General features: G+C 72.5%; 21 protein-coding genes and 1 pseudogene. 9 read left to right on the forward strand and 13 right to left on the reverse strand.

What is annotated here, in order from left to right:
- Positions 1-42: 42 nt before the first annotated feature.
- Positions 43-1,647 carry an amidohydrolase gene (locus tag ACIBST_RS32445; protein WP_397177193.1) on the reverse strand — a complete coding sequence of 535 codons (1,605 nt, stop codon included), beginning with the start codon at positions 1,645-1,647 and terminating at the stop codon, positions 43-45.
- Between the two features lie 50 nt (positions 1,648-1,697).
- Positions 1,698-3,074 carry an NAD(P)/FAD-dependent oxidoreductase gene (locus tag ACIBST_RS32450; RefSeq protein ID WP_397177195.1) on the reverse strand — a complete coding sequence of 459 codons (1,377 nt, stop codon included), beginning with the start codon at positions 3,072-3,074 and terminating at the stop codon, positions 1,698-1,700.
- Positions 3,075-3,181: 107 nt separating this feature from the next.
- Between ACIBST_RS32450 and ACIBST_RS32455 the strand changes: the two genes are divergently transcribed.
- A complete protein-coding gene (locus tag ACIBST_RS32455; RefSeq protein ID WP_397177196.1) occupies positions 3,182-4,204 on the forward strand; it encodes a GNAT family N-acetyltransferase in 1,023 nt (340 codons plus the stop codon).
- Positions 4,205-4,396: 192 nt separating this feature from the next.
- Here the strand turns inward: ACIBST_RS32455 and ACIBST_RS32460 are convergent.
- Positions 4,397-4,813: pseudogene (locus ACIBST_RS32460) on the reverse strand (Clp protease N-terminal domain-containing protein); the annotation flags it as partial.
- Positions 4,814-4,886: 73 nt separating this feature from the next.
- Here ACIBST_RS32460 and ACIBST_RS32465 point away from each other — a divergent pair.
- Together ACIBST_RS32465 and ACIBST_RS32470 are read left to right on the forward strand one after the other, a co-directional pair.
- Entirely contained in the window at positions 4,887-5,720 is an 834-nt protein-coding gene (locus ACIBST_RS32465) for a hypothetical protein (protein WP_397177198.1), read from the forward strand.
- Positions 5,721-5,760: 40 nt separating this feature from the next.
- Positions 5,761-6,630 (forward strand): oxidoreductase, encoded by an 870-nt coding sequence (locus ACIBST_RS32470; protein WP_397177200.1) that lies wholly within the window; start codon positions 5,761-5,763, stop codon positions 6,628-6,630.
- Between the two features lie 114 nt (positions 6,631-6,744).
- Here the strand turns inward: ACIBST_RS32470 and ACIBST_RS32475 are convergent, their stop codons facing one another.
- Complete coding sequence (locus tag ACIBST_RS32475) at positions 6,745-7,584, reverse strand: class I SAM-dependent methyltransferase (RefSeq protein WP_397177201.1); 840 nt, start codon at positions 7,582-7,584, stop codon at positions 6,745-6,747.
- 102 nt (positions 7,585-7,686) lie between these two features.
- On the opposite strand from ACIBST_RS32475, the gene add reads away from it, so the two are divergent.
- Positions 7,687-8,706, forward strand: coding sequence for an adenosine deaminase (add, locus tag ACIBST_RS32480; protein WP_397177203.1), 1,020 nt, complete (start codon positions 7,687-7,689; stop codon positions 8,704-8,706).
- A gap of 39 nt (positions 8,707-8,745) precedes the next feature.
- Here add and pgl read toward each other — a convergent pair whose 3' ends face one another.
- The 6 genes from pgl to tkt are packed head-to-tail and all read right to left on the reverse strand — an operon-like array spanning position 8,746 to position 16,806.
- On the reverse strand, positions 8,746-9,519 hold the full coding sequence (pgl, locus tag ACIBST_RS32485; protein ID WP_352323012.1) for a 6-phosphogluconolactonase: 774 nt from the start codon (positions 9,517-9,519) through the stop codon (positions 8,746-8,748).
- 27 nt (positions 9,520-9,546) lie between these two features.
- Positions 9,547-10,461: a glucose-6-phosphate dehydrogenase assembly protein OpcA gene (gene opcA / locus ACIBST_RS32490; RefSeq protein ID WP_352323011.1), complete on the reverse strand. Its 915-nt coding sequence runs from the start codon at positions 10,459-10,461 to the stop codon at positions 9,547-9,549.
- Complete coding sequence (gene zwf / locus ACIBST_RS32495; RefSeq protein WP_397177205.1) at positions 10,461-12,062, reverse strand: glucose-6-phosphate dehydrogenase; 1,602 nt, start codon at positions 12,060-12,062, stop codon at positions 10,461-10,463. The genes opcA and zwf overlap by 1 nt, the downstream gene beginning before the upstream one ends.
- Position 12,063: 1 nt before the next feature.
- A complete protein-coding gene (locus tag ACIBST_RS32500) occupies positions 12,064-13,680 on the reverse strand; it encodes a glucose-6-phosphate isomerase (protein WP_397177207.1) in 1,617 nt (538 codons plus the stop codon).
- Entirely contained in the window at positions 13,677-14,768 is a 1,092-nt protein-coding gene (gene tal, locus ACIBST_RS32505; RefSeq protein WP_397177209.1) for a transaldolase, read from the reverse strand. Before tal ends, ACIBST_RS32500 begins: the two co-directional genes overlap by 4 nt.
- A gap of 7 nt (positions 14,769-14,775) precedes the next feature.
- Positions 14,776-16,806: a transketolase gene (gene tkt, locus ACIBST_RS32510; protein ID WP_397177561.1), complete on the reverse strand. Its 2,031-nt coding sequence runs from the start codon at positions 16,804-16,806 to the stop codon at positions 14,776-14,778.
- Positions 16,807-17,141: 335 nt separating this feature from the next.
- Here tkt and ACIBST_RS32515 point away from each other — a divergent pair, with 335 nt between their 5' ends.
- A complete protein-coding gene (locus tag ACIBST_RS32515) occupies positions 17,142-18,086 on the forward strand; it encodes a heme o synthase (RefSeq protein ID WP_364340061.1) in 945 nt (314 codons plus the stop codon).
- Positions 18,087-18,211: 125 nt separating this feature from the next.
- Entirely contained in the window at positions 18,212-19,402 is a 1,191-nt protein-coding gene (locus tag ACIBST_RS32520) for a PrsW family intramembrane metalloprotease (RefSeq protein ID WP_397177211.1), read from the forward strand.
- Here ACIBST_RS32520 and ACIBST_RS32525 read toward each other — a convergent pair.
- The gene (locus tag ACIBST_RS32525; RefSeq protein ID WP_397177213.1) at positions 19,378-20,085 is read right to left on the reverse strand and encodes a vancomycin high temperature exclusion protein; all 708 of its coding nucleotides are present in this window, start codon (positions 20,083-20,085) and stop codon (positions 19,378-19,380) included. The genes ACIBST_RS32520 and ACIBST_RS32525 overlap by 25 nt on opposite strands.
- Positions 20,086-20,107: 22 nt before the next feature.
- Complete coding sequence (locus ACIBST_RS32530) at positions 20,108-21,094, reverse strand: heme A synthase (protein ID WP_397177214.1); 987 nt, start codon at positions 21,092-21,094, stop codon at positions 20,108-20,110.
- A gap of 117 nt (positions 21,095-21,211) precedes the next feature.
- Here ACIBST_RS32530 and ACIBST_RS32535 point away from each other — a divergent pair, with 117 nt between their 5' ends.
- The 3 genes from ACIBST_RS32535 to ACIBST_RS32545 are packed head-to-tail and all read left to right on the forward strand — an operon-like array spanning position 21,212 to position 23,965.
- Positions 21,212-22,252, forward strand: coding sequence for a proline racemase family protein (locus tag ACIBST_RS32535; protein WP_397177215.1), 1,041 nt, complete (start codon positions 21,212-21,214; stop codon positions 22,250-22,252).
- Positions 22,249-23,283, forward strand: coding sequence for an ornithine cyclodeaminase family protein (locus tag ACIBST_RS32540; RefSeq protein ID WP_397177217.1), 1,035 nt, complete (start codon positions 22,249-22,251; stop codon positions 23,281-23,283). Before ACIBST_RS32535 ends, ACIBST_RS32540 begins: the two co-directional genes overlap by 4 nt.
- Before the next feature lie 13 nt (positions 23,284-23,296).
- Positions 23,297-23,965, forward strand: a complete 669-nt coding sequence (locus ACIBST_RS32545) for a GntR family transcriptional regulator (protein WP_352364390.1) — start codon at positions 23,297-23,299, stop codon at positions 23,963-23,965.
- 256 nt (positions 23,966-24,221) lie between these two features.
- Here ACIBST_RS32545 and ACIBST_RS32550 read toward each other — a convergent pair whose 3' ends face one another.
- Positions 24,222-25,139, reverse strand: coding sequence for an EamA family transporter (locus ACIBST_RS32550; protein WP_352328758.1), 918 nt, complete (start codon positions 25,137-25,139; stop codon positions 24,222-24,224).
- Positions 25,140-25,151 lie beyond the last annotated feature (12 nt).

A 25,151-nucleotide genomic window follows, 5' to 3' on the forward strand; every position in this document is an offset into this window, starting at 1 on the left:
GGCGGAAGGGCCCTGGTGCTGGTCACCGGGGCCCTTCGCGCGTCACCGGCCGTGCACCGCCACGCCGTCGACGAACGTCATGCGCACCCGCGTCGTCCAGATGTCGGCCGGGGGCAGCTCGAAGGGGTCGCGGTCGAGCACCACCAGGTCGGCCGGGCGGCCGGGGGCGATCACGCCCGCCGGCGAGCGGTTGATCCAGGCCGACCCCTCGGTGTACGCGCTCAACGCCGTGGCCAGGTCGAGGCGCTGGCCGGGCAGGAACGGCGTCTGTGCCGTCGGGTAGCCCGCGTGCACCGATCCGCCCGGTTCGGTACGGTTCACCGCCACGTGCATGCCCTGGATCGGGTCGGCGTCGGAGACCGGCCAGTCGCTGCCCGCGCAGAACCGGGTGCCGTGCGCCTGGAGATCCTTGAAGGGGTACTGCCACGACGAGCGCGGCTCACCCAGGAACGGCAGCGTCAGCTCGTCCATCTGGGCGTGGTGGGTGGCCCACAGCGGCTGCAGGTTGGCCGTGACGCCCAGCGCGGCGAAGCGCGGCACGTCGGAGGGCTCGATGATCTGCAGGTGGGCGATGTGGTGGCGGTTGGCCGGGTCGGTGCCGTCGAAGCTGTCCAGGGCCTCGCGCACGGCACGTTCGCCGATGGCGTGGAAGTGCACCTGGAAGCCCAGCCGGTCCAGCTCGGCGACGTACCGCTTGAGCTTGCCGGGATCGACGTAGGACAGGCCCGTGCCGCCGCACCGGCAGTACGGCTCCAGCGTCGCGGCGGTGAAGTTCTCCGTGATGCCGTCCTGCATGATCTTGACCGAGGTGGCGGCGAACCGGTCCAGCCCCTCGGCGGCGGCCCGCCTGCGGACCAGGTCCTCGATCTGGTCCTCGCCGCGCGTCCTGTCCCACCACAGCGCGCCCACCACGCGGGCGCGCAGCCGGCCCGCGCGGGCGGCGTCGAGGTAGGTGGGAAGCTGGTCGTCCGAGCCGGCGTACGAGCCCACGATGGCGTCCTGCCAGCCGGTGACGCCCAGCGAGAACAGGTGCCGCTCGGCCTCGGCCAGCGCGCGGGCCTGGTCCTCGGCGGTGGGCCGGGGGGCCAGCAGGCCGACGAGGTCCATCGCGCCCTCGTGCAGGACGCCCGAGGGGGTGCCGTCGGCGTCGCGCTCGATCCTGCCGTCGGCGGGGTCGGGGGTGTCGCGGGTGATGCCGGCCAGGTCGAGGGCGCGGGAGTTGACCCAGGCGGCGTGGTGGTCACGCTGGATCAGGTAGGCCGGCCGGTCGAGGAAGTCGAGCTGGGAGCGGTGGGGGAGGCCGTTGGGGAAGGCTGACATGTCCCAGCCTCCGCCGTCGATCCACTCTTTTTCTGGATTTTTCGTGGCGTAGTCGGAGATCTTGGCAATGTAGGGGTCTAGGCCGAAAATCTCTGACAAGTCGCACTTTGCTCGTTCGAGTCCGGCTTGTACCGGGTGCATGTGCGCGTCGATGAAGCCCGGGGTGAGCAGGCCGCCGTCCAGATCGACGGTGTCGTGGCCGGGGGCGCTGCGGGACAGCTCGCCCTCCGGGCCGACGGCGGCGATCACCCCGTCCCGCACCAGCACGGCGTCGCGCCGCACGGCGCCGCCGATGAAGGCGCCTCCACTACGGAAGAGGATGTTCATGGAGGTTCTCCCTTTCTCAGTGCGGTTCTCAGTGCGGGGTCAGTGCGGGGTCAGTGGCCGGTGATCAGGTCGGCGAAGCGGGCCAGGGCCGAGGTGCGGGGCATGGAACGCTCCCGGTGGTCGGCCACCCGGTACAGGCGGTACATCGCGTGCACCCCCATCCAGCGCAGCGGCTCGGGCTCCCAGGAGCGCACCTTGCGCCCCACCCACGGCAGGGACGTCAGCTCCGTCTCCTCCCCGAGTATGAGATCACGCAGGGTGCGTCCGGCGAGGTTCGTCGTGGTCACGCCGTGTCCGGTGTACCCGCCGGCCCAGCCCAGGCCGGTCGCGCGGTCCACGTGCACGGTCGAGCACCAGTCGCGCGGCACGCCCAGCACGCCCGACCAGGCGTGCGCGACCGAGGAGGAGCGGGCCGCGGGGAAGAAGTCGACCAGGAGGCGCCACAGGGCCTCGACCGTCCACTCGTGGGTGCGGCCGCGGGCGTCGATGCGGGAGCCGTACAGGTAGGGACGGCCCCTGCCGCCGAAGGCGATGCGGTCGTCGGCGGTGCGCTGGGCGTACATGTAGTAGTGCGCGAGGTCGCCGAGCAGTTCGGCGCCCCGCCAGCCGACCTCGTCCCAGAAGGAGGCGGGGAGCGGCTCGGTGACGATCATGGAGCTGTTCATGGGCAGCCACTGGCGGCGCAGGCCGTTCAGGCGGGCGGTGAAGCCCTCGGTGGCGCGGATGACGTACGCCGCCGTGACCGTCCCGTACGGGGTCACCGCCCGGCCGGGGGCGATCTCGGTGACCGGGGTGCGCTCGTAGACCGGGACGCCGAGGCCACGTACGGCCCCGGCCAGCCCCTGGGCCAGCTTGGCGGGCTGGATGCGGGCGCAGTGGGGGCTCCAGGATGCCGCCAGGGCGCCCGCCACGCGTACGTGCTCCGAGGGGTCGGCCAGGCGCAGGTCGGCCTCCTCGATGCCCCAGGCGCGGGCGGCGGCCACCGAGGCGCGCAGCCGGTCGGCCTGGGCGGGGGTGCGGGCCACGTTCACCACGCCGCCCTTGACGATGTCGCAGTCGATCGACTCGTTCTCGCAGACCGCGATGACCTCGTCGATGGAGGCGTACATCTCCCGCTGCAGGCGGCGGGCGTCCGAGCCGTACCGTTCGTGGGAGCCGGCCAGGTCGCCGGTCAGCCAGCCGCCGTTGCGTCCCGAGGCGCCGAACCCGGCGAACTCCTGCTCCAGCAGCACCACCCGGAGCGAGGGCCGGGCCTTCTTGAGGTAGTACGCGGTCCACAGCCCCGTGTAGCCGGCTCCGACGATCGCCACGTCGGCCTGCAGGTCGCCGTCGAGCCGCGGACCGGGCTCCGGCACCCCGGACGAGCGGTACCAGAAGGACACGTCACCGTTGACGAATCCGGACGACAAGGGAACTCGCGCGTTCATGGCCCCATATCCTGCTATATCGGGATTAGGTGGCGCATCTCACGACGAAATTCGTGATGAAACCCGTCGGTAGCGGGCATGTAACACGTCCCAGGCATGCTCCTCGTATGGGATTCTTGCGCATCCGGACCACGGTGGACGAGCGACCCGGACGGCTGGCCTCGCTGGCCTCGGCCCTGGCCGCCAGGGGCGGCAACATCCTCGGCCTGAGCGTCCAGTCCGACGCCGACGGCACGGTCGACGAGTTCGTGGCCGACATCCCGGCGAGCCCCGAGGCCGTCCGCGAGGCGCTGGAGGCCGCCGGCGGCCGCCGCGTCCAGGTGGTCCCCGCCACCGCCCACGAGCTGACCGACGAGCCGACCAGGGCGCTGCTGCTGGCCTCCCGGCTGCGTTCCATGCCCTGGCGGCTGCCCGAGCTGCTGGCCGAGCTGCTGCGCGCGGACGACGCCCGGTGGATCTACGGTGAACCGGTGAACGACCTCCCCGACCCGACCCTGCTCGTCGTGCCCGTGGCGCGGCGGCGCGCGGTCCGCCTGCGCCGCACCGGGCTGCCGTTCACGCTGACCGAGGCCGCCCGCGCGGCCTCCTTCGCCCGGCTCGCCCAGCCCGCGCCCGGCCAGACCCCGTCCGAACACGCGCTGAAACTGGCCGACGGCGCCGAGGTCACCGTGCGGCCGCTCACCACGATCTACCGCGAGGCCGTGCGCGACCTGCACGACAGGTGCTCGCCCGAGGCCCGCAGGTTCCGCTACTTCACCTCGATGCCCGCGCTCCCGCCGCGCACGTTCGACCGGCTCTGCGACCGCGGCAGGGGCTTCTCGCTGGTCGCCGGGCACGACGGCCAGGTGGTGGCGATGGCGAACCTCATGTTCACCCCCGACCCCGGCATCGCCGAGATGGCCTTCCTGGTGGAGGACCGCTGGCAGGGGCGTGGTTTGGGCACCGTGCTGGCCCGGATGCTGGTGCGGCAGGCGCGCGACCTCGGGTATGCCGAGGTCAGGGCCACGCTGCTGGCCGACAACGCGCGGATGCGCGGCCTGCTGACCACCCTGGGGGCCTCCGTCGGCCGGACCGAGGACCCGGGCGTCGTGGAGGCGCGGCTGCCGGTCGGCGCGCGGGCCTCAGCCTAGGCCCTCCTCCTCGGGCTCGCCGGGCCCGCCTGGCCCGCCGGAGTCGGCTGGGGCGGCGGCCGGGCCGATGCCGAGGTGACGCTCGATGCGTTCCAGGCTCTCCTCGATGCGGGTGAGCCGTTCGGCGAGCACCGAGCCGCCGCCGAAGTACACCTCCGTCGGACGTTCCCTGGTGCCGCGGCCCACCCGGTCGAGCAGGCGCTGCCGGACGTCGGCCAGGTCGGCGCCGGTCTCGGCCAGCGCCTGGGCGGCCAGCCCCTCGCCCTCCCTGATCAGCCCGAGCAGGATGTGCTCGGTGCCGATGTAGTTGTGGCGCAGCTGCAACGCCTCGCGCAGGGACAGCTCCAGCACCTTCTTGGCGCGCGGGGTGAAGGGGATGTGCCCGCTCGGCGAGCTGGCCCCGCGGCCCACCTCGCGCTCCACGAAGGCCCGTACGTGCTCCAGCTCCACGCCGCAGCCGTCGAGCACCAGCGCGGCCAGACCTTCACCCTCGTGGATGAGGCCCAGCAGGATGTGTTCCGTGCCGATGTAGTCGTGGCTCATCTGCCGCGCCTCCTCCTGGGCGAGCACGACGACCCTGCGCGCACGGTCGGTGAAGCGTTCGAACACCGGGGGCCTCCGTTCGACTGGGGCTGCCTCCACTATGCGCTACAAACCACGCCGTGTGGGGTATTTGTCCTGTGTGGATCTTGACGAGGTGGCCGGCCGCCTCTACGCAGTCCCGCCGGCGGAGTTCACCGCCGCCCGCGCGGCCGAGGTCCGCGCGGCCAAGGAGGCGGGCGACGTACGGCTCTCGCGCGACATCGCGAAGCTGCGCAAGCCCACCGTCTCGGCCTGGGCGGTCAACCGGCTGGCCCGCGAGCACCCCGCCGAGCTGGCCGAACTGCTCGGCGTGGGGGAGCGGCTGCGCGCGGCCTGGCAGGCGCAGGACGCCGGAGCGCTGGCCGAGCTGACCCGGTCGCGCGGCGAGGCGACCGCCAAGGTGGCGAGGCTGGCCAGGCAGGGCGGCGGCCTGTCGGCGGCGGCCGCCTCGGAGGTGGACCAGACGCTGGACGCCGCCGTCGTGGACGCCGGCGCCGCCGACCAGGTGCGGGCCGGCCGCCTGGCCAAACCGCTCAGCTACAGCGGCTTCGCCCCCGCCCCCGCCACTGCCCCTTCCACCGCGCCCGCCACCACCCCCTCCAGCGGGCCCCGGTCCACGGCGCGGGGGCGGGCCGGGAAGGACGCGGAGGCCGAGGCGCGGGCGGCCGCCGAGGCCAGGCAGGCCCGAGAGGCGAAGGAGGCGAAGGAGGCCGAAGAGGCGAGGAAGGCGAAGGAGCGCGCGGAGGCCGAGGCGGCCCACCGGGAGTGGGCCGAGGCCCTGGAGTCGGTCACCCGCGACTACGACGAGCGCGCCGAGAAGGTCGCCCGGCTGGAACGCAAGCTCGCCAAGGCCCGTAAGCGGCTGGAGGAGGTCCGGCAACGTCTGGAGGTCACGCGCCGCGAGGAGCGCCACGCCCGCCGCCGACTGGACTAAGGTGCACGAAAACGCGTTCGTACAGCTGCAAGGAGGGGCGATGGCCCCCTGGACGCCCGCCGACATCCCGGACCTCACCGGCACAACGGCCGTCGTGACCGGCGCCAACAGCGGCATCGGCCTGCCCACCGCCCGTGAGCTGGCCCGGCACGGTGCCCGCGTCATCGTGGCCGCCCGCTCGGCGGACAGGGGCGAGGCCGCCGTGGCGGAGATCCGGCGGGCGGTGCCGGGGGCCGACGTCGTGTACGGCGCTCTCGACCTGGCCGACCAGTCCTCGGTCCGGCGCTTCGCCGACACGATGGACAAGGTGGACCTGCTGGTCAACAACGCCGGCATCGGCCTGATCCCCCGCCGGCTGACCAAGGACGGCTGGGAGTTGCAGTTCGCCACCAACCACCTCGGACATTTCGCGCTCACCGGGCTGCTCCTGCCACGGCTGCTGGCCGCCCCGCACCCCCGGGTGGTCACCGTCTCCAGCGACGCGCACTCCATGGGCAGGCTCGACTTCGACGACCTCGCCCTGGAACGCGGCTACGGCCGGATGAGCGCGTACGGACGGTCCAAGCTCGCCAACCTGCTCTTCACCCTGGAGCTCCAGCGACGGGCCTCCAGCGCCGGTACGCGCCTGATCAGCGTGGCCACCCACCCGGGCGCCACCGCGACCCGCTTCGTCAAGCTGGGGCCCCTGCAGCCCCTCCTGCGGCTGTTCCTCCGGTCGGCCGACGCCGGCGCCGCCCCCTCCCTGTACGCCGCCACCTCGCCGGACATCACCGGCGGCGAGTTCGTCGGCCCCCGGCTGAAGCTGCTGACGCCCTCGGAGACGGCCAGGTCCGAGGAGGTCGCCAGGCGGCTGTGGGAGGTGTCCGCGCGGCTCACGGGCGTACGGTTCGAGGAGATCGCCCACCGCTGAAGCACGTGCCGCAGCCCGGAGCGCTCACCGGGTTTGGGGCGCCTGAGGCCCGTGGTGTGGCTTCGCCGGGCCGCCGTTCGGCGAGGATCGGTGGACGACGTGCCCTGGCCCCGGTCAGCGCAGGCCGCGGGCCAGGTGGGCACAGACGGGGAAGCCCTCGTCGGCGTACGGGGCGGCCAGGCGGTCGTAGCAGGCCCGGACGCGGGCGTAGGTCTCCGGCGGCTGCCGGGCGACCGTCTCGAAACGCGGGCCGCCCGCCTCGACCACGCCGCTCCACCAGGCGGCGACGTCCACGCGGTGCCGCCAGCGCAGCGTCCGCACGTCCACGGCCGTGAAGCCCGCCTCTTTCATGAGCCCGGCGAAGCGTTCCGGCCGTTCCACGGCGGCGAAGGGGCGGACCGGGGGCTCGTACGGCACCCCCGCCGCCGCCAGGGCCTCGGCGAAGACGTTCGTGGCCGTCATCTCGTCGGACTTCCACCAGGTCAGCGCGACGGCGCCGCCGGGACGCAGCACCCGGCGCAGCTCCGCGAGCGTCGCCGGGACGTCGGCGACGTGGTTGACGACGAAGTTGCCCGCCACGGCGTCGAAGCAGGCGTCCTCGAACGGCAGGACGGGCAGGGTGGCCCGGCGGACCGTGGCCGCGGGGTGGCGGCGGGCGACCAGCTCCAGCATGGCGGCATCGGCGTCCACAGCGGTGACCTCGGCGCCGGCCGCGAGCGCGGCCGCCGTGACCACGCCGGTGCCACACCCGACGTCGAGAATCCGCACCTGACGCTGTCCCGGACCGCCTGCCTCCGGGCGCCGTCCCGGACCGCCTGCCTTCGGACGCCGCTCCACCCGGCCGTCCAGGCCCGGGGTCACGTCGGCGCCTCGGGTTACGGCGGCGAGCAGGGCTTGGACGGTGTGCGAGCTGAGCCGCGCGAAGCCGCGGTCGTAAGCCTCGGGATCCCTCACAGGCCACGAGCCTACCCGCGCCGCCCGAATCCTGACATCTTCAGGTGATATTTCACCCCTTTCCCTGTCTCAGGACGAAATCTCAGGCTTATGGTCTTCGCCATGACCATCGACGCCTTCATCGACGCGCTGCCCAAGGTGGAGCTGCACGTGCATCTGGTCGGTTCGGCCTCGGTCGACACCGTGCTGGAGCTGTCCCGGCGGCATCCCGGCAGTGAGGTGCCGACCTCCGAGGAGGAACTGCGCCGCTTCTACACCTTCCTCGACTTCCCCCACTTCGCCCGCGTCTACCAGGCCGTCAACAGCCTCGTCCGCGAGCCCGAGGACGTCGCCACCCTCGTCCTCGGGCTGGCCAGGGACCTCGCCGGACAGGGCGGCCGGTACGCCGAGCTGCAGGTCACCCCGTACGCCCACCACATGGTCGGCATGCCCATGCGCGAGGTGACCGAGGCCCTGGACCTGGCCGCCCGGCGCTCCCTGACCGACCACGGCGTGGAGATGGCCTACATCTTCGACATCCCCGGCGAGTACGGCGAGGAGGCCGCCCGGATCACCGTCGACCACGCTCTGCGCGAACCTCCCGCCGCATTGGTAGGTTTCGGCATCGGAGGCATCGAACAGGACCGCCCCAAGTACCGAGACGCCTACCGCGACGCCTTCACCGCCGCACGCGCCGCCGGCCTGCACAGCGTCCCGCACGGCGGCGAGATGAGCGGCCCCGAGACGATGTGGGAGGTCATCGAGGGGTACGGCGCCGAGCGCATCGGCCACGGCATCAACTGCCTGTCCGACCCCCGCCTGGTCGCCCACCTGCGCGAGACCCAGCTCCCCCTGGACGTCTGCCCCACCTCCAACGTCTGCACCGGCCAGGTGCCCGACCTGGCCGCCCACCCGCTGCCCCGGATGCTGGAGGAGGGCCTGTACGTCACCCTCAACAGCGACGACCCGCCCATGTTCGCCACCACGCTGGCGGGGGAGTACCGGGCCGCCGCCCACGTGCTCGGCCTGGACGCCCCCGAGCTGGCCCGGCTCGCACGCAACGCCGTCAACGCCTCCTACCTGGCCGCCGACCGCAAGCAGACCCTCCTGAAGGAGATCGACACCCTGACCGCCACCCTCTGACTGCCAGGCACGCCGTGCGCCCCGGACCCGCGTTCGAGGTCAGGGGGAGGCCAGGCGGCCCAGTTCTGGGGGGATCTTGGCGGCGGCGGCGCGGTCCAGGAGGAACAGGGTGCCGGCTCGGCCGCGGGCGCCGGCCGCGGGCACCTGGACGTGCCCCGAGTCCGACAGCGCCAGGCGTACCGCGCCCGACTTCTCCTCCCCGGCCGCCACCACCCACACCTCGCGCGCCGCCTGGATGGCCGGCAGCGTCAGGGAGATGCGGGTGGGGGGCGGCTTGGGGGAGCCGTGGACGGAGACGACCGGGCGCGTGTCGTACAGGGCGGGCATGCCGGGGAACAGCGAGGCCACGTGCGCGTCGGGGCCCATGCCGAGGAGCATGACGTCGAAGGCCGGCACCGGGCCGTGGTCCTCGGGGCGGGCCGCGGCGCGCAGCTCGGCGGCGTACGCCTCGGCCGACTCCTCGGCCGTCATGCCCGAGTCGGGGCCGCGCATGACGTGGATCCGGGCGGGGTCCAGGTCGACGTGGTCGAGCAGCGCCTGGCGGGCGCCGGTCTCGTTGCGCTCCTTGTCGCCGGTGGGCACGAAACGTTCGTCGCCCCACCAGACGTCCAGGCGCCGCCAGTCGACGGCGTCACGGGCGGGCGTGGCGGCGATGGCGGCCAGCGTGGCGATGCCGACCGTGCCGCCGGTCAGCACGATCGAGGCCGACCCCTTGGCCGACTGCACGTCGACCAGGCGCGTGATGATGCGCGCCGCCACGGCCTTGGCCAGGACGTCGGCGTCGCGGTGCACGACAACGTTGGGAACGCTCACGACACTTCTTTCTCAAGTGGAGGGGGGTCAGCCCTTGTACGTACGGGCGAAGCGCTTGACGGCGGCCTCGTAGACCTCGTCGCTGTCCAGCCGGCGCAGCTCCTCGGCCATCAGCTCGGAGGTGTGCCGCCTGGCCAGGGCCACGTTCCGGTCGGGCTGGCCGGGACGCGACAGCGTGGCCAGCCGCGCGTCGGAACGCATGACCGACAGCTCGCCGTCGCCGGTCTGCAGCCGTACGGCGGTCAGGCCGGGACCGGCCGACTCGCCCACCTTGACCGGCGCGCCCAGCCGCTCCGACAGCCAGGCCGCCAGCAGCGGCGCGCTCGGGTGCCCGGCGCTGGCCTCCACCACGCCCTTGCGCACCTTGCCCACCGGCTGGTCGAACGCGGCGGCCAGCAGGCTGCGCCACGGCGTCAGCCGGGCCCAGGCCAGGTCGGTGTCGCCGGGGGCGTACCCCTTGGCGCGGGTGACCAGCGAGGCGGCGCCGCCGTTCTCGAAGCCCTTGGCGTCGGTGATGCGCCGCTGGGCCAGGGCGCCGATCGCGTCCTTGGACGGCACGTCGGGGGCCGCGCCCGGCCACCAGGCCACCACGGGGGTGTCGGGCAGCAGCAGGGGGCTGACGACGGAGTCGGCGTGCTGGGTCAGCTCGCCGTACAGGCGCAGGACCACGACCTCGCCCGGGGTGTTCTCGCCGATGCGCAGCTCGGCGTCGAGGCGGTTGGGCTCGGCCTCCTCCCGCTTGATCACCACGATGATGCGCGAGGGGTGCTCGCGGGCCGCCTCGGTGGCGGCGCGCAGCGCGTCGTACTGGTGGCGCTCCTCGGAGACCACCACGAGGGTCAGCACCATGCCGATGGCGGGCGCGCCCATCTGGTGGCGCAGCAGCATGAGCTGCGCCGAGATCTTGCCGGCCGTCGTGTCCGACAGCATGAAAGTCGTCACTAGAGTCTCCTCCACACGCGGCCGTCGCGCGCCATCATCGCGTCGGCCGACTCCGGTCCCCACGAGCCCGACTCGTAGGCCTCGGGCTGTCCCTGCGTGGCCCAGAAGTCCTCGATCGGGTCGAGGATCGTCCAGGACAGCTCGACCTCGCGCTGGTGCGGGAAGAGCGGCGGGTCGCCGATCATGACGTCGAGCAGCAGCCGCTCGTACGCCTCGGGCGAGGACTCCAGGAACGACTCGCCGTAGGCGAAGTCCATGGACACGTCGCGCACCTCCATGGCGGTGCCCGGGACCTTCGACCCGAACCGCACGGTGATGCCCTCGTCCGGCTGCACGCGGATGACCAGGGCGTTCTGGCCGAGGATCTCGGTGTCGGTCTTGCTGAAGGGCAGGTGCGGCGCCCGCTGGAACACCACGGCCACCTCGGTGACCCGGCGGCCCAGCCGCTTGCCGGTACGCAGGTAGAACGGCACCCCGGCCCACCGCCGGTTGGCGATCTCCAGCTTGATGGCCGCGTACGTCTCCGTGATCGACTCGGCGGGGATGCCCTCCTCCTGGAGGTAGCCGACGACCTTCTCACCGCCCTGCCACCCGGCCGCGTACTGGCCGCGGGCGGTGTTGAGCCCCAGGTTGGACGGCAGCCGCACCGCCTTGAGCACCTTCTCCTTCTCCCGGCGCAGCGCCGAGGCGTCGAAGGAGGTCGGGTCCTCCATGGCGACCAGCGCGAGCAGCTGGAGCAGGTGGTTCTGGATCACGTCGCGGGCCGCGCCGATGCCGTCGTAGTAGCCGGCGCGCCCGCCGATGCCGATGTCCTCGGCCATGGTGATCTGCACGTGGTCGACGAAGCTGCGGTTCCAGATGGGCTCGTACAGGTTGTTGGCGAAGCGCAGCGCCAGGATGTTCTGGACCGTCTCCTTGCCCAGGTAGTGGTCGATCCGGAAGATCGAGCTCTCCGGGAACGCCGACGTGGTGATCTCGTTCAGCTCGTGGGCCGACTTCAGGTCGTGGCCGAACGGCTTCTCGATGACCACCCGCCGCCACGACCCCTCGGGCGCGTCGGACAGGCCGGTGCGCTTGAGCTGCTCGACCACCACGGGGAAGAACTTGGGCGGGACGGACAGGTAGAAAGCGTAGTTTCCGCCCGTGCCGCGGGTCTGGTCGATCTCCGCCAACGCCATCGCCAGCGCGTCGAAGGCTCCGTCGTCGGAGAACTCGCCCGGCACGAAATGGATGCCTTCGAGGATCTGCTTCCAGACCTCCTCGCGGAACGGCGTACGCGCGTGCGCCTTGACCGCGTCGTGCGTCAACTGCGCGAAGTCCTGGTCCTTCCAGTCGCGCCTGGCGAAACCGACCAGCGAGAAACCGGGCGGCAGCAGGCCGCGGTTGCCCAGGTCGTAAATGGCCGGCAGCAGCTTGCGCTTGGCCAGGTCGCCCGTCACGCCGAACAGCACCAGCACGCACGGCCCCGCCACCCGCGGCAGCCGCTTGTCACGCGGGTCGCGCAAGGGGTTGGCCTCGGCGACCTCCAATGTCGTGGCGGTGTTCGCCACGGCCGCCGCCACCGCGACGACCTCCTCCTCAGGAGATGCTTCGTCAGTCATCTCAAACCTCCTGTGCGGCTGCGAGCAAATGCGCGACACCCGTCGCGCGGTCCGTCAAGTGCAGGCGTACGGCGGGCCGCCCGCGCGTCTCCAGCGCGGCCAGGTCGCCCAGCGCCTGCGCGAGCTGGAGCCGCCCCAGCGTGTACGGCTGCCCGGGCACGGCGACGTCGTCGGTCACCGCCCCCGTGATCTGCAGGAACACGCCGTTCTGCGGCCCGCCCTTGTGGTATTGGCCGGTCGAGTGCAGGAAGCGCGGCCCCCACCCGAACGTCACCGGCCGGTTGGTGCGGATGGCGAGCAGGGCGCGCAGCGTGGCCGCGTCGGCCATCATCCACGCGTCGGTCATCTGCTCGAAGTCGGCCCCCTCGGGCATCGGCGCGTCGAAGGCGGCCAGCCGGTCGAGGTAGGCCATCACGGCCAGGTAGCCGTCGTGCGGGATGGCCTTCAGCAGCTCGGCCAGCACGCCGGGCAGGTCGTGGGAGCGGACCGCGCCGTAGACCTCGACGGGCCCGTCGACCAGCGTGGGAGCGCCGAGCGGCAGGTCGGGCAGGGCCAGCAGGGCCGCGGTGTTCTCCTTGGACTCGGCCACGTTCGGCTGGTCGAAGGGGTCGATCTCCAGCAGCAGCCCGGCCACGGCGGTCGCGTACTCCCAGACCAGGAACTGGCCGCCGAGCGGCCCGTCGACGCGGACGGCGCCGTCGTCGGACTCGATCGCGACGACCAGCTCGTCGCCGGTGTGGTTGGGGTCGGCGTTGACGATCGGCAGGATGCCCCTGCCCTGCTTGCCGGTGGACTCGGCGACGAGCTGCTCGATCCAGTCGGGCAGCCCGTTGATGCCGGAGAGCTGGTCCTCCAGCACGAGCTTGTCGCGCCCGGCCAGCGCCGCGCCGCCGAGGGCCGCGCCCAGGTCGAGGCCGGGGTTGCCGGTGTCCTGCGACAGCAGCGGCAGCACCTCCTCGGCGTCGTCCAGCAGCCGCTCGACGTCGGCCCCGGCCAGCGCGCTCGGCACCAGCCCGAACGCCGACAGCGCCGAGTAGCGGCCGCCCACGTCGGGGACGGCCAGCACCAGGTGGTAGCCGCCGTCGACGGCCCGCTGCTCCAGCGGAGAGCCGTGGTCGGTGACGACCACGATCCGGTCGGCGGGCGAGATGCCCGCCTCGGTGAAGATCTGTTCGTAGATGCGCAGGTGGCAGTCGGTCTCGACGGTCGAGCCGCTCTTGCTGGCCACCACCACGACCGTGGACTCCAGCAGGTCGCTCAGCGCCCGCCGGACCTGCGCGGGGTCGGTCGTGTCCAGCACGGTCAGCGGCACGTCGGCGGTCTGGCAGATCACCTCGGGAGCCAGCGACGAGCCGCCCATCCCGGCCAGCACCACGTTCGTCAGGCCCTCGGCGCGCGCCCGCTCCACGAGCTTGCCCAGCTCGGGAAGGAGCTCGCGGGAGGTGCGCGGCAGCGTCAGCCAGCCGAGCCGGACCGCCGCCACCGCCTCGGCGTCCTCACCCCACAGCGTGGGGTCGCCGCCGGCCAGCCGCGCGGGCACGCCGTCGGCGACGAGGCGCCCCGCGACGGAGGAGGCGGCCGCGGCCACCCCCTCCTCGCGGTAGGACACCTCGATCATGGCACCAGATTCTTGGTGACGCTCTCCAGCAGCTCGTTCCAGGACGCCTCGAACTTCTCGACGCCCTCCTCCTCCAGCACCCGCACGACGTCGTCGTAGTCGATGCCGGCGTCCTTGAGCGCGGCCATGGTGTTCCAGGCCTGCTCGTAGAAGGGACGCACGGTGTCGCCGGTGACCTGGGCGTGGTCGGCGGTGGCGTCGAGCGTCTTCTCCGGCATCGTGTTGACGGTGCCGGGGGCGACGAGCTGGTCGACGTACATGGTGTCGGAGTAGTCGGGGTTCTTCACCCCGGTCGAGGCCCACAGCGGGCGCTGCGGACGGGCGCCCGCGGCGCGCAGGCGCTGCCAGCGCTCGGAGCTGACGACCTCCTCGTAGGCGGCGTAGGCCAGGCGCGCGTTGGCGATGCCCGCCTTGCCCTTCAGCTCCGGCTTGCCGAGCTTGTCGAGCCGCTTGTCGATCTCGGTGTCGACGCGGCTGACGAAGAACGAGGCCACCGACTCGATCGTGGCCAGGTCCAGACCCTTGGCCTGCGCGGCCTCCAGCCCGGCCAGCCAGGCGTCCATGACCGCGCGGTAGCGCTCCAGGGAGAAGATCAGCGTGACGTTGACGCTGATGCCCTCCGACAGCGCCTGCGTGATCGCGGGCAGGCCCTCAAGGGTGGCCGGGATCTTGATGAACAGGTTGGGCCGGTCGACCATCCACCACAGCGCCCTGGCCTCGGCCACGGTCTTCTCGCTCTCGCGGGCCAGGCGGGGGTCGACCTCCAGCGAGACGCGGCCGTCCACGCCGCCGGTGGCGTCGTAGACCGGGCGCAGCACGTCGGCGGCCCAGCGGATGTCGTACGTGGTGATGGCGCGTACGGCCTCCTCCACGGTGACGCCGCGCACGGCCAGGTCGTGGAGCTGGGAGTTGTAGGCGTCGCCCTTGCTGAGCGCGCTTGCGAAGATCGTCGGGTTGGAGGTGACCCCGACGACGTTCTTCTCGCGGATCAGCTGGTCGAGGTTGCCCGTGCGCAGCCGTTCGCGGCTGATGTCGTCGAGCCAGATGGAAACGCCCTGGCCGGACAGCTTGTTGAGGTTCTCGCTCATCTTCTTCTCAGTTTCCCGTCGTCTCGCCCTTGTCCTGACCCAGCTTGGCGAGGCTCGCCTTGGCCGCGGCCGCCACGCGCTCGGCCGTGAGCCCGAACTGCTCGTACAGCGTCTTGTACGGCGCCGAGGCGCCGAAGTGCTCCAGGCTGACCACTTCGCCGCACTCGCCGACGAACTGGTGCCAGCCGAGCGCGACGCCGGCCTCGACCGCGACCCGAGCCCTGATCGAGCTCGGCAGGACGGTCTGCCGGTAAGCGGAGTCCTGCCCGTTGAACCACTCGACACACGGCATCGACACCACTCGTGCCGGGATGCCCTGCGCCTCCAGCAGCTCGCGGCCCTGCACGGCCACCTCGACCTCGCTGCCGGTGGCGATGATGATCACGTGCGGCTGGCCGTCGGACGCCTCGCGCAGCACGTAGCCGCCGCGGGCCACGCCGTCGGCGTTCGTGCCCTCGTAGACCGGTACGTTCTGCCTGGTCAGAGCCAGGGCGGCGGGACGGTCGGTGTGCTCAAGGATCGTCTTCCACGCGTAGGCGGTCTCGTTGGCGTCGGCCGGGCGGACGACGTCGAGGCCGGGGATCGCGCGCAGCGCCCACAGGTGCTCGATCGGCTGGTGGGTGGGGCCGTCCTCGCCCAGGCCGATGGAGTCGTGCGTCCAGACGTAGGTGACCGGCAGCTTCATCAGCGCGGCCAGGCGCACCGAGGGGCGCATGTAGTCGGAGAAGACCAGGAACGTGCCGCCGTAGGGGCGGGTGCCGCCGTGCAGGGCGATGCCGTTGAGTATCGCGCCCATGGCGTGCTCGCGGATGCCGAAGTGCAGCGTGCGGCCGTAGCGGTTACCGGGGAAGTCCTTGGTCTGGTACTCCTCGGGGATGAAAGACGGCTCGCCCTTCATCGTGGTCAGGTTCGACTCGGCCAGGTCGGCCGAGCCGCCCCACAGCTCGGGCAGCACCGGCGCGAGCGCGCCCAGCACCTCGCCGCTGGCCTTGCGGGTGGCCATCGAGGAGCCGGTCTCGAACTCGGGCAGGGCCGTGGCCCAGCCGGCGGGCAGCTCGCGGTGGGAGATGCGGTCGAACTCCTTGGCCCGCTCGGGGTTGGCCAGGCGCCATTCGGCGTAGCCCTTGTCCCACTCGGCGCGGTCGTTGCGGCCGCGGGCGACCACCTCGCGGGCGTGCTGGAGCACCTCGGCCGGCACGTCGAAGCTCTTGGCCGGGTCCATGCCCAGGATCTCCTTGGTCGCGGCGATCTCCGCCTCGCCCAGGGCCGCGCCATGGATCTTGCCGGTGTTCTTCTTGTTCGGCGCCGGCCAGCCGATGATCGTGCGCAGCCGGATGAAGGAGGGCCGGTCGGTCTCGGCCTTGGCCGCCTCCAGCGCCTCGTACAGCGCCTGGACGTCCTCCTCGTACTCGCCGCCGGCGGTCCAGTCGACGCTCTCGGTGTGCCAGCCGTAGGCCTCGTAGCGCTTGACGACGTCCTCGGACTTGGCGATGAGGGTGTCGTCCTCGATGGAGATGTGGTTGTCGTCGTACAGGACGACGAGGTTGCCCAGCTTCTGGTGGCCGGCCAGGGCGCTGGCCTCGTGGCTGATGCCCTCCTCGATGTCGCCGTCGCTGACGAAGCACCAGATGTGGTGGTCGAACGGCGAGGAGCCGCGCTCGGCGTCGGGGTCGAACAGGCCCCGCTCGCGGCGGGCCGCCATCGCCATGCCGACCGCGTTGCCCAGGCCCTGGCCGAGCGGGCCGGTGGTGGTCTCCACGCCGGCGGTGTGGCCGTGCTCGGGGTGGCCCGGGGTCAGGCTGTCCCACTGGCGCAGCCGGCGCAGGTCGTCGAGCGTCAGGCCGTAGCCCGACAGGTAGAGCTGGATGTAGAGCGTCAGGCTGGTGTGGCCGCACGACAGCACGAACCGGTCGCGGCCCGCCCAGTTGGGGTCGCTGGGGTCGTGGCGCATCACGCGCTGGAACAGCAGGTATGCGGCGGGGGCCAGGCTCATGGCGGTGCCGGGGTGACCCGAGCCCGCCTTCTCCACTGCGTCCATCGCCAGGGCCCGGACGACGTCGACGGCCTTCTTGTCGAGGTCGGTCCATTCAAGGGCTGGCACGAGTTCGGTGCTCAAGTGCTCGATCTCCGGAATCTAGTTGTCATTTGGCAGTACCTGTTGGCTATCCCGCCCACACGGGACCCTAACCGAGTGGAGCTGGCGATCGATTCCCATTCCACCCTCGCGTGTCCATGAATGGCGCAAGCCCCCCATTGGCCGGACCGTCCGCCCCTGCGACTACAGTTTGTTTGTTCGCAGAGGCGCCACGGCGCCACTCATCGATCCGCTCTAATCAGAGGTTACGCGTTGACTCCGCACAGGCTGGAAGCGCCTTGACGGTGCTGACCAACAGGCAGGCCACGGCCCCCTCGACCGAGCCCGGGGCGCCGCGCACGTTCGGCATGGTCGTGAAGGCCTACGTCGCGCTCACCAAGCCGCGGATCATCGAGCTGCTGCTGATCACGACCCTTCCGGTGATGTTCCTGGCGGCCGGCGGCCTGCCGCCGCTGTGGAAGTCGATCGCCGTCATGGTCTTCGGCACCCTGTCGGCGGGCAGCGCCAACGCGCTCAACTGCTACGTCGACCGCGACATCGACCAGAAGATGCGGCGCACCCGCCGCCGGCCGCTGGCCCGGCACCAGGTCTCGCCGCGCGGCGCGCTGGTCTTCGGGATCGTCCTGGGGATTTTGTCCACTGTTGGCCTGTGGCTCACCACCAATTGGCTGGCCGCGGTGCTGTCCACCGGCGCGATCCTGTTCTACGTCATCGTCTACTCGATGCTGCTCAAGCGCCGCACGGCCCAGAACATCGTCTGGGGCGGCATCGCGGGCTGCATGCCGGTCATGATCGGCTGGGCGGGCATCACCGAGCGGCTCGACTGGGCGCCCCTGGTGCTGTTCGGCGTGGTGTTCTTCTGGACGCCGCCCCACACCTGGACCCTCGCCATGCGCTACAAGGAGGACTACGCGGCGGCCAAGGTGCCGATGCTGCCGGTGGTGGCCACCGAGCGGCGGGTGATCCTGGAGTCCGTGGCCTACACCTGGGCGACCGTGCTGTGCTCGCTGGCCCTGTGGCCGGTGGCCGGCACCACGCTGTTCTACCCGGTCGTCGCGGTCGTGCTCGGCGTGGTCTGCCTGTGGGAGGTCCACCGCCTGCTGGCCCGGCTCAACGCCGGCAAGAGCGGCGTCGACCTGCGCCCGATGCGCTTCTTCCACTGGTCCAACGCCTACCTCGCGCTGCTCTTCCTCGCCGTCGCGATCGACCCGCTGCTGGCCTGACCGCCGTGACCGTCCCGGCCGCCGTGCGCGAGGCCCCCGCGGCGCGTGTCCGGACGGTGAGGAGTGGCTGTCCCGGGCGGGCGGTCGGCACGGACCCCGGCCCTTCGATCCGTTAAAGTCACGGTATGGCGACCCGTGATCCACGCTGGGTGTTGAAGGACCGCCCGTCGTTCGCGTTGATCACCGGGCTGGTCCTCACCGGCATCTGCGCCCTGGTCTCGTTCTCCTTCGACGTGATCAACGGCGAGCCGGTGCAGTTCTTCATCGCGCTCGGGCTCGCCCTGGCGCCGGTGCCGCTGCTGCTGGCCGCCGTGCTGGCGCTGGACCGCATGGAGCCGGAGCCGCGCAGCAACCTGATCTTCGCCTTCGCCTGGGGCGCGGGCATCGCCGTGCTGGTCGCCGGCGCGATCAACTCGCTCAACCTCCACTACTTCATCGACACCGCCAAGCTCTCGCCGACCAGCGCCCGCAACCTGGCGGCCACCTTCGGCGCGCCGGTGGTCGAGGAGACGATGAAGGGCCTGGTGCTGCTCGGCCTGCTGAAGTTCCGCCGGGCCGAGCTCGACGGCCCCACCGACGGCATCATCTACGCCAGCATGGTCGGCCTCGGCTTCGCCATGAGCGAGAACGTCAGCTACTACCTGTCGGCGCTCAACGGCAACGGCGTCAGCAGCCTGGCGGTCACCGTGGTGCTGCGCGGCATCCTGTCGCCGTTCGCCCATCCGCTGTTCAGCTCGATGATCGGGGTGGCCGTCGCCTACGCGGCCCAGCGCCAGGGGCCCGAGCGGGTCTTCCTGGTGCTGGCCGGCTGGTCGGGGGCGATGATCCTGCACGGCCTGTGGAACGGCCTGGCCTCCTACGGCGGCTTCCCCGGGCTCGTGGTGGCCTACCTGGCGCTGCTGGTGGTGCTCGTCGTGCTGATCGGCGTGGTGTTCCGCGACCGGCGGCGCATCGTCGCGCTCATCCAGACCTACCTGCCGCCGTACGAGCCGACCAAGCTGGTCGGGCCGGCCGACATCTACATGCTGTCCACGTTCGCCAGGCGCCGCCAGGCCAGGCAGTGGGCCAGGGCCTACGGCGGCAAGCGGGGCGTGCGCGCCATGCGCGACTACCAGCTCGCCGCCACCGAGCTGGGCCTGCTGCACGAGCGGGCGGCCCGCCACATCGTCGACGAGCAGGCCTTCCACGAGGAGCAGCGGGCCCTGCTGGAGTGCATGAGCACCGCCCGCGCCGACTTCCCGGTGCCGCCCGTGCACGCCCGCCGGATGGCCAGGGGCACCCCGCCGCCCGGCTACGCGCCCGGCGCGCCCGGCTGAGCCAGGATCTCGGTCAGCGAGACCTCGCGCGGCCCGGGGTAGACCGGGTCGGAGTGCAGCAGCAGCGCGTCCACGACGGCCTTGCCGGTGGCCAGCAGCTCCCGGGTGGCGTAGGCGTACGTGGTGGCCGCCCACTGGCGGGTGGAGTCGTCGCCGACGCCGAACGTCTCCAGCCCGGCCGTCCGGCACAGCGCGACGGCTCTCGGCAGGTGGAAGACCTGGGTGACGACGGTGACCCGCTCGGCGCCGAACACCCGGCGGGCCCGTACGCACGAGTCCCAGGTGTCGAAGCCGGCGTAGTCGAGCACGATCACGTCCGCCGGCACGCCCCTGCGCAGCAGGTAGTCGCGCATGGCGGTGGGCTCGTCGTAGTCCTTGCGGCTGTTGTCGCCCGACAGCAGCAGCGCCCGCACCTTGCCCGCCCGGTAGAGCTCGGCGGCCACGTCGAGCCGGCGGGCCAGCATGGGCGTGGGCTGCGTGCGCCACAGCCCGGCGCCGAGCACCAGCGCGGCCTGCGCGGGCGGCACCCGGCCCAGCCAGCCCCCCGTGTCGGCCACCACGCGGTGCGGCGAGCTGTCGAGCCAGGCCCAGGTCATGGGCGCCAGCGCGAGCACGCTGACCAGCACCAGCCCCTGGTAGGTACGGCGCAGCAGCCTGCGCGAGAGCCTAGGGAGTCGCACCACACCCCATACCATCGCACAACGGTCAGACCGGAGCGGGCGCTTCCGTGTGAGCGGCGGCGGCCGGGGCCTCCAGCGGGCCTCTGGCGCGCAGCGAGGTGACCACCCGCAGCGCGGCGATCCACACCAGCGAGGCGCCGAGCACGTGCAGCAGCACCAGCGCGGCCGGCACAGCCAGGAAGTACTGGGTGTAGCCGATCACGCCCTGGGCCAGCTCCACCGCGAACAGCCCGAGCGCGGCCCGCCTGGCGGCCCGGGGCGCGCCGGTCACGCGCAGCGCGAACAGCAGCGCGAACGTCAGGCCGACGACGACGTAGACGATGTCGGCGTGCAGCCGGGCCACGGTCTCGATGTCGAAGCCGAACCGCGAGGCGATGACGTCGCCCGAGTGCGGGCCCGTGCCGCTGACCACCACGCCCGCCACCAGCAGCACCGCCGTGGCCGCGAGCAGCGCGTGGCCGAGCCGCCGGACGTCGTGGTGGGCGACCCCGGCGGCCGGGCCGTCGCCCTCGCCGGCGCGGGCGTAGAGCATCCAGCAGGCGGCGATCAGGGCCATGGAGATCAGGAAGTGCATGCCGACCGTGAACGGGCTGAGCGCGGTCCTGACCACCAGCCCGCCCCACAGGGCCTGGGCCAGCACGCCCGCCGGCTGCAGCAGGGCCAGGCGCACCAGGGCCCGCCTGCGCGGGACCAGGCGCAGCGCCGCGACGACGCACGCCGCGCCCACCGCCAGCACCAGGAACGTCAGCAGCCGATTGCCGAACTCGATGAGCATCGTGAGCATCGACATCTCGGGATGGGCGACGGGCACGAAACTGTCGGGCGTGCACTTCGGCCAGGTCGGGCAGCCGAGCCCGGAACCGGTCACCCGCACGCCCGCGCCGGTCACCGCGATGCCCGCGTTGGCCACGACGGAGGCCAGCGCCCAGCCGCGCATCGAGCGCGTGGTCGGCGCCCAGAACGAGCGCAGGGCGCGGACGAGGACGTTGGGACGGCCGGTGGATTCCTTCACGTCAACGATAGTACGGGCCGGGTAGGACGGTCCCGTCAGGGGCTTCTCCGGAACGTGACAATGTGACATGTTACTCCTGGCGGCTTCCTCGACCCGGTTCCCGGAGGGCTTCGAACTGTGATCACAACTGTCGACTACCACACGGGCGGTGAGCCGTTCCGGATCGTCACCGGAGGCGTCCCCGGCATCCCCGGGGCGGACGTGCTCACCCGGCGGGAGAACGCGCCCGCCCACGCCGACCACGTCAGGCGGCTGCTGTGCCACGAGCCGCGCGGGCACGCCGACATGTACGGCTGCTTCCTCGTCCCGCCCGACGACGCCGGGGCCCATCTCGGCGCGCTGTTCTGGCACAAGGACGGCTTCTCCACCGCCTGCGGGCACGGCACGATCGCCCTCGGGGCGTACGCGGTGCAGGAGGGGCTGGTCGCGGCCGATCCCGACGGGGAGACCGACGTGGTGGTGGACGTGCCGTCGGGGCGGGTCAGGGCGCGGGTGCGGTGCTCGGGCGGGCGGGTTGTGGGGGTGACGTTCGTGAGCGTGCCGTCGTACGTGATCGCCCGGGACGTGGCCGTCGCCGGAACCAAGGTTGATATTTCGTACGGCGGGGCAATTTATGCGTCTATTTCGGCTGGGGAGTTGGGTCTGTCCTTCGAGCCCCGCCATCTGACCGCCCTGGTCGGGCACGCCCGCCGCATCAAGGCCGCCCTGGCCGGCCACCCCGCCACCCGCCACCCCCGCGACGACCGCCTGTCCGGCGTCTACGGCGTCATCTTCCACGACGACCTGCCGGACGACGACCTGCCGGCCGCCGCCGCGCCGGACGGGGGATCGGCGGGCGGCGGATCGGCGGGCGGCGAGCTGCCGGGGGCCGGGCGGAGTGTCCGGCAGCGCAACGTCACCGTCTTCGCCGACGGCGAGGTGGACCGGTCGCCGTGCGGGTCGGGCACCGCCGCCAGGATGGCGCTGCTGCACGACGCGGGCCTGCGCGGAACCCTGGTGCACGAGAGCGTCGTCGGGTCCGTCTTCCTGGCCCGGGTGGCCGGGGTGACGGCCGAGGGGATCGTGCCGGAGATCGAGGGCATGGCCTACCGCACCGGCCGGCACGTCTTCGAGCTCGATCCCGCCGACCCGATCGGAACGGGGTTCACGCTGCGATGAGCGCGCTTCCCTACATTGACGGGCCCGTGCTGGAGCGGCTGGTGCCGGTCGGCCGCGCGGTGGCCGTCCTCGAACAGGCCCTGCGCGACGGGCTCGACCCCGAGCTGACGCCCCGGCGGCCGGCCGTGGACCTGCCGGCCGGGCAGCTCCTGCTCATGCCCGCCGCCGCCGGCCGCTACGCCGGGGTCAAAGCCGTCACCGTCACGCCCGCCAACCCCGGGCGCGGCCTGCCCCGCATCCAGGGGACGTACCTGCTGCTGGACGGCTCGACCCTGGCCCCGCTCGCCGCCCTGGACGGCATCGCGCTCACGTCCCTGCGTACGCCCGCCGTCTCGGCCCTGGCCGTCTCCTACCTGGCCGAGCCGGACGCGCGCCGCCTGGTGGTGTTCGGCAGCGGGCCGCAGGCGTACGGGCACGTCCTGGCCCTGCGCGAGGTGCGACCGGTCGAGCACGTCACGATCGTGGGCCGCGACCCCGCCCGCGCCGCCGCCCTGGCCGCCCGCTGCCACGCCCTGGGCCTCACCGCCGAACCCCTGACCACCGAATCCCTGACGGCCGAACCCCTGACCACCGAACCCCTGACCGCCCAACCCCTGACGGCCGAACCCCCGACCGCCGGAACCCCCGCCGGTGCGCTGCCCGGTGCGGTGGCCGACGCGATCCGGGCCGCCGACCTCGTCGCCTGCTGCACCACGGCCGCGCGGCCGCTGTTCCCCGGTAAGCTCGCCCGGGACGGCGTCACCGTGGTCGCGGTCGGGTCGCACGAGCCCGGCGTCCGCGAGCTCGACGGCGACCTCGTCGCCCGCGCCACCGTGGTCGTCGAGGCCAGATCGGCCGCCCTGGAGGAAGCCGGCGACGTGATCATCCCGATCCGCCACGGTACGATCACCTCTGGTCATCTCGCCGGGAACCTCGCCGAGCTGATCGCCGGGAGGGTGGTGGCCGGTCCCGGCCCGCGGGTGTTCAAGAGCACGGGCATGGCGTGGCAGGACCTGGTGGTCGCCGCGGCCGCGTACGAGGCGTGGAAGTAGGAGGGGAAGGCGGATGGCTGCCGAGGACCGGCTCGACCTGCCGATGGTGGGGGAGCGGCAGAGTCTGCGCGAGCAGGTCGCGCACGCGCTGCGGGCCGCGCTGATCACCGGCGAGATGCGGCCAGGGGTGGTCTACTCCGCGCCCGTGCTCGCCGCGCAGTTCGGCGTCTCGGCCACGCCGGTCCGCGAGGCCATGCTCGACCTGGCCAAGGAGGGCCTGGTCGAGGCCGTGCGCAACAAGGGCTTCCGGGTGACCGAGCTGTCCGACCGCGACCTCGACGAGCTGACCCAGATCCGCGAGCTGATCGAGGTGCCCACCGTCTCGCGGCTGGCCGACAGCGCCCGCGCCGAGGAGTTCGAACGGCTGCGCCCGATCGCCGAGGAGATCGTCTCGGCCGCCGACCGGGCCGACCTGCTCGCCTACATCGACGCCGACCTGCGCTTCCATCTGGAGCTGCTGGCCCTGGCCGGGAACGTCCACCTGGTGGAGGTGGTGCGCGACCTGCGCAACCGGGCCCGGCTCTACGGCCTGTCGCAGCTGGCCGAGCGCGGCTCGCTGACCGACTCCGCCAGGGAGCACCTGGCCATGCTCGACGCGCTCAAGAGCGGCGACGGCAAGGCGGTCGGCCATCTGATGGGCGAGCACATCGGCCACGTCCGGGGCATCTGGGCCGAGCACTGACGGCTGCCGCGTTTCTTTACCGTCCGAATTAATAGGGTTTGTCCGTTTTGCGGTAATGTGTTGGTGAAAGCTTTCACGAACTCGCCTTCCTGAAGGCCTCACCAGCCCGGTCACGCGGACGCCCGCGTCCGCTGACCTTCACCGGGCTCGGCGAACCCGCCCACCTCAAGCCGAGCCCTCCGCCGCGCGCCCGAGAGATCCCCATCCCCGCGGGCGCGCGGCGGCACCCTTCAGGGCCGCACCCACCGCCCGGTGATCAGCGCCCCGTCATCCGGGTCGAGCCGAGGCTGGCGGCCACGACGCACACGATCGCCGCCCACTGCTGCACGTGCAGGACCTCGCCCAGCACCAGCACGCCCGCCAGCGCCGCCACGGCCGGCTCCAGGCTCATCAGAATGCCGAACACGTGCTTGGGCATGCGCCGCAGCGCGTGCAGCTCCAGCGAGTACGGGATCACCGACGACAGCAGCCCCACCCCCAGCCCGATCAGCAGCAGCGACGGCTGGAGCAGGTCGGCGCCGCCGGTCGTGACGCCCACCGGCGCGATCACCAGGGTCGAGACGATCATCGCGAACGACAGCCCGGTCGTGCCGGGGAAACGCCGCCCGGCCGCCGCCGACAGCAGGATGTAGGCCGCCCAGCACGCGCCCGCCACCAGGGCGAACCCGATGCCGAGCCACCAGGCCGCCGACGCCTGCTGCCCCCAGGGCGCCAGCAGCGCCACGCCGAGCCCCGCCAGGCCGATCCAGGCCAGGTCGAGCCTGCGCCGGGAGGCGGCCACGGCCACGCCCAGCGGGCCGAGGAACTCGATCGCCACCGCGACGCCCATCGGCAGCCGCGACAGGGCCTCGTAGTACGACAGGTTCATCAGCGCGAGCGTCAGGCCGAAACCGGCCCCCACCGCCCAGTCGCGCCACCCCAGCCCCCGCAGCTTCGGCCTGGCCACCGCGGCCATGATCAGGCCGCCCGCCGCGATGCGCAGGAACACCACGGCGCTCGGCGGCAGGACGGCGAACAGGTTCTTGGCGAACGCGGCGCCGAGCTGCACCGAGACGATGGACAGCAGGACGAGCGACGAGGGCGGGATCGAGTCCGCGGCCTGGCGCAGCAGGCGGCCAGGACGGGGCAGCGCCGGGCGGCGATCGAAGGGATCGTCGAGGGCGAAGTCGGTCACGGAACTCCTCGC

This window comes from Nonomuraea sp. NPDC049684, from assembly GCF_044465345.1.
GTDB lineage: Bacteria > Actinomycetota > Actinomycetes > Streptosporangiales > Streptosporangiaceae > Nonomuraea.

Bases quoted from the DNA above. Each gene is read 5' to 3' on its own strand.
- ACIBST_RS32445 (WP_397177193.1), bottom strand. From the start codon at position 1,647: ATGAACATCCTCTTCCGTAGTGGAGGCGCCTTCATCGGCGGCGCCGTG.
- ACIBST_RS32450 (WP_397177195.1), bottom strand. From the start codon at position 3,074: ATGAACGCGCGAGTTCCCTTGTCGTCCGGATTCGTCAACGGTGACGTG.
- ACIBST_RS32455 (WP_397177196.1), top strand. From the start codon at position 3,182: ATGGGATTCTTGCGCATCCGGACCACGGTGGACGAGCGACCCGGACGG.
- ACIBST_RS32470 (WP_397177200.1), top strand. From the start codon at position 5,761: ATGGCCCCCTGGACGCCCGCCGACATCCCGGACCTCACCGGCACAACG.
- add (WP_397177203.1), top strand. From the start codon at position 7,687: ATGACCATCGACGCCTTCATCGACGCGCTGCCCAAGGTGGAGCTGCAC.
- zwf (WP_397177205.1), bottom strand. From the start codon at position 12,062: ATGACTGACGAAGCATCTCCTGAGGAGGAGGTCGTCGCGGTGGCGGCG.
- ACIBST_RS32500 (WP_397177207.1), bottom strand. From the start codon at position 13,680: ATGATCGAGGTGTCCTACCGCGAGGAGGGGGTGGCCGCGGCCGCCTCC.
- tal (WP_397177209.1), bottom strand. From the start codon at position 14,768: ATGAGCGAGAACCTCAACAAGCTGTCCGGCCAGGGCGTTTCCATCTGG.
- tkt (WP_397177561.1), bottom strand. From the start codon at position 16,806: ATGGACGCAGTGGAGAAGGCGGGCTCGGGTCACCCCGGCACCGCCATG.
- ACIBST_RS32520 (WP_397177211.1), top strand. From the start codon at position 18,212: ATGGCGACCCGTGATCCACGCTGGGTGTTGAAGGACCGCCCGTCGTTC.
- ACIBST_RS32540 (WP_397177217.1), top strand. From the start codon at position 22,249: ATGAGCGCGCTTCCCTACATTGACGGGCCCGTGCTGGAGCGGCTGGTG.
- ACIBST_RS32545 (WP_352364390.1), top strand. From the start codon at position 23,297: ATGGCTGCCGAGGACCGGCTCGACCTGCCGATGGTGGGGGAGCGGCAG.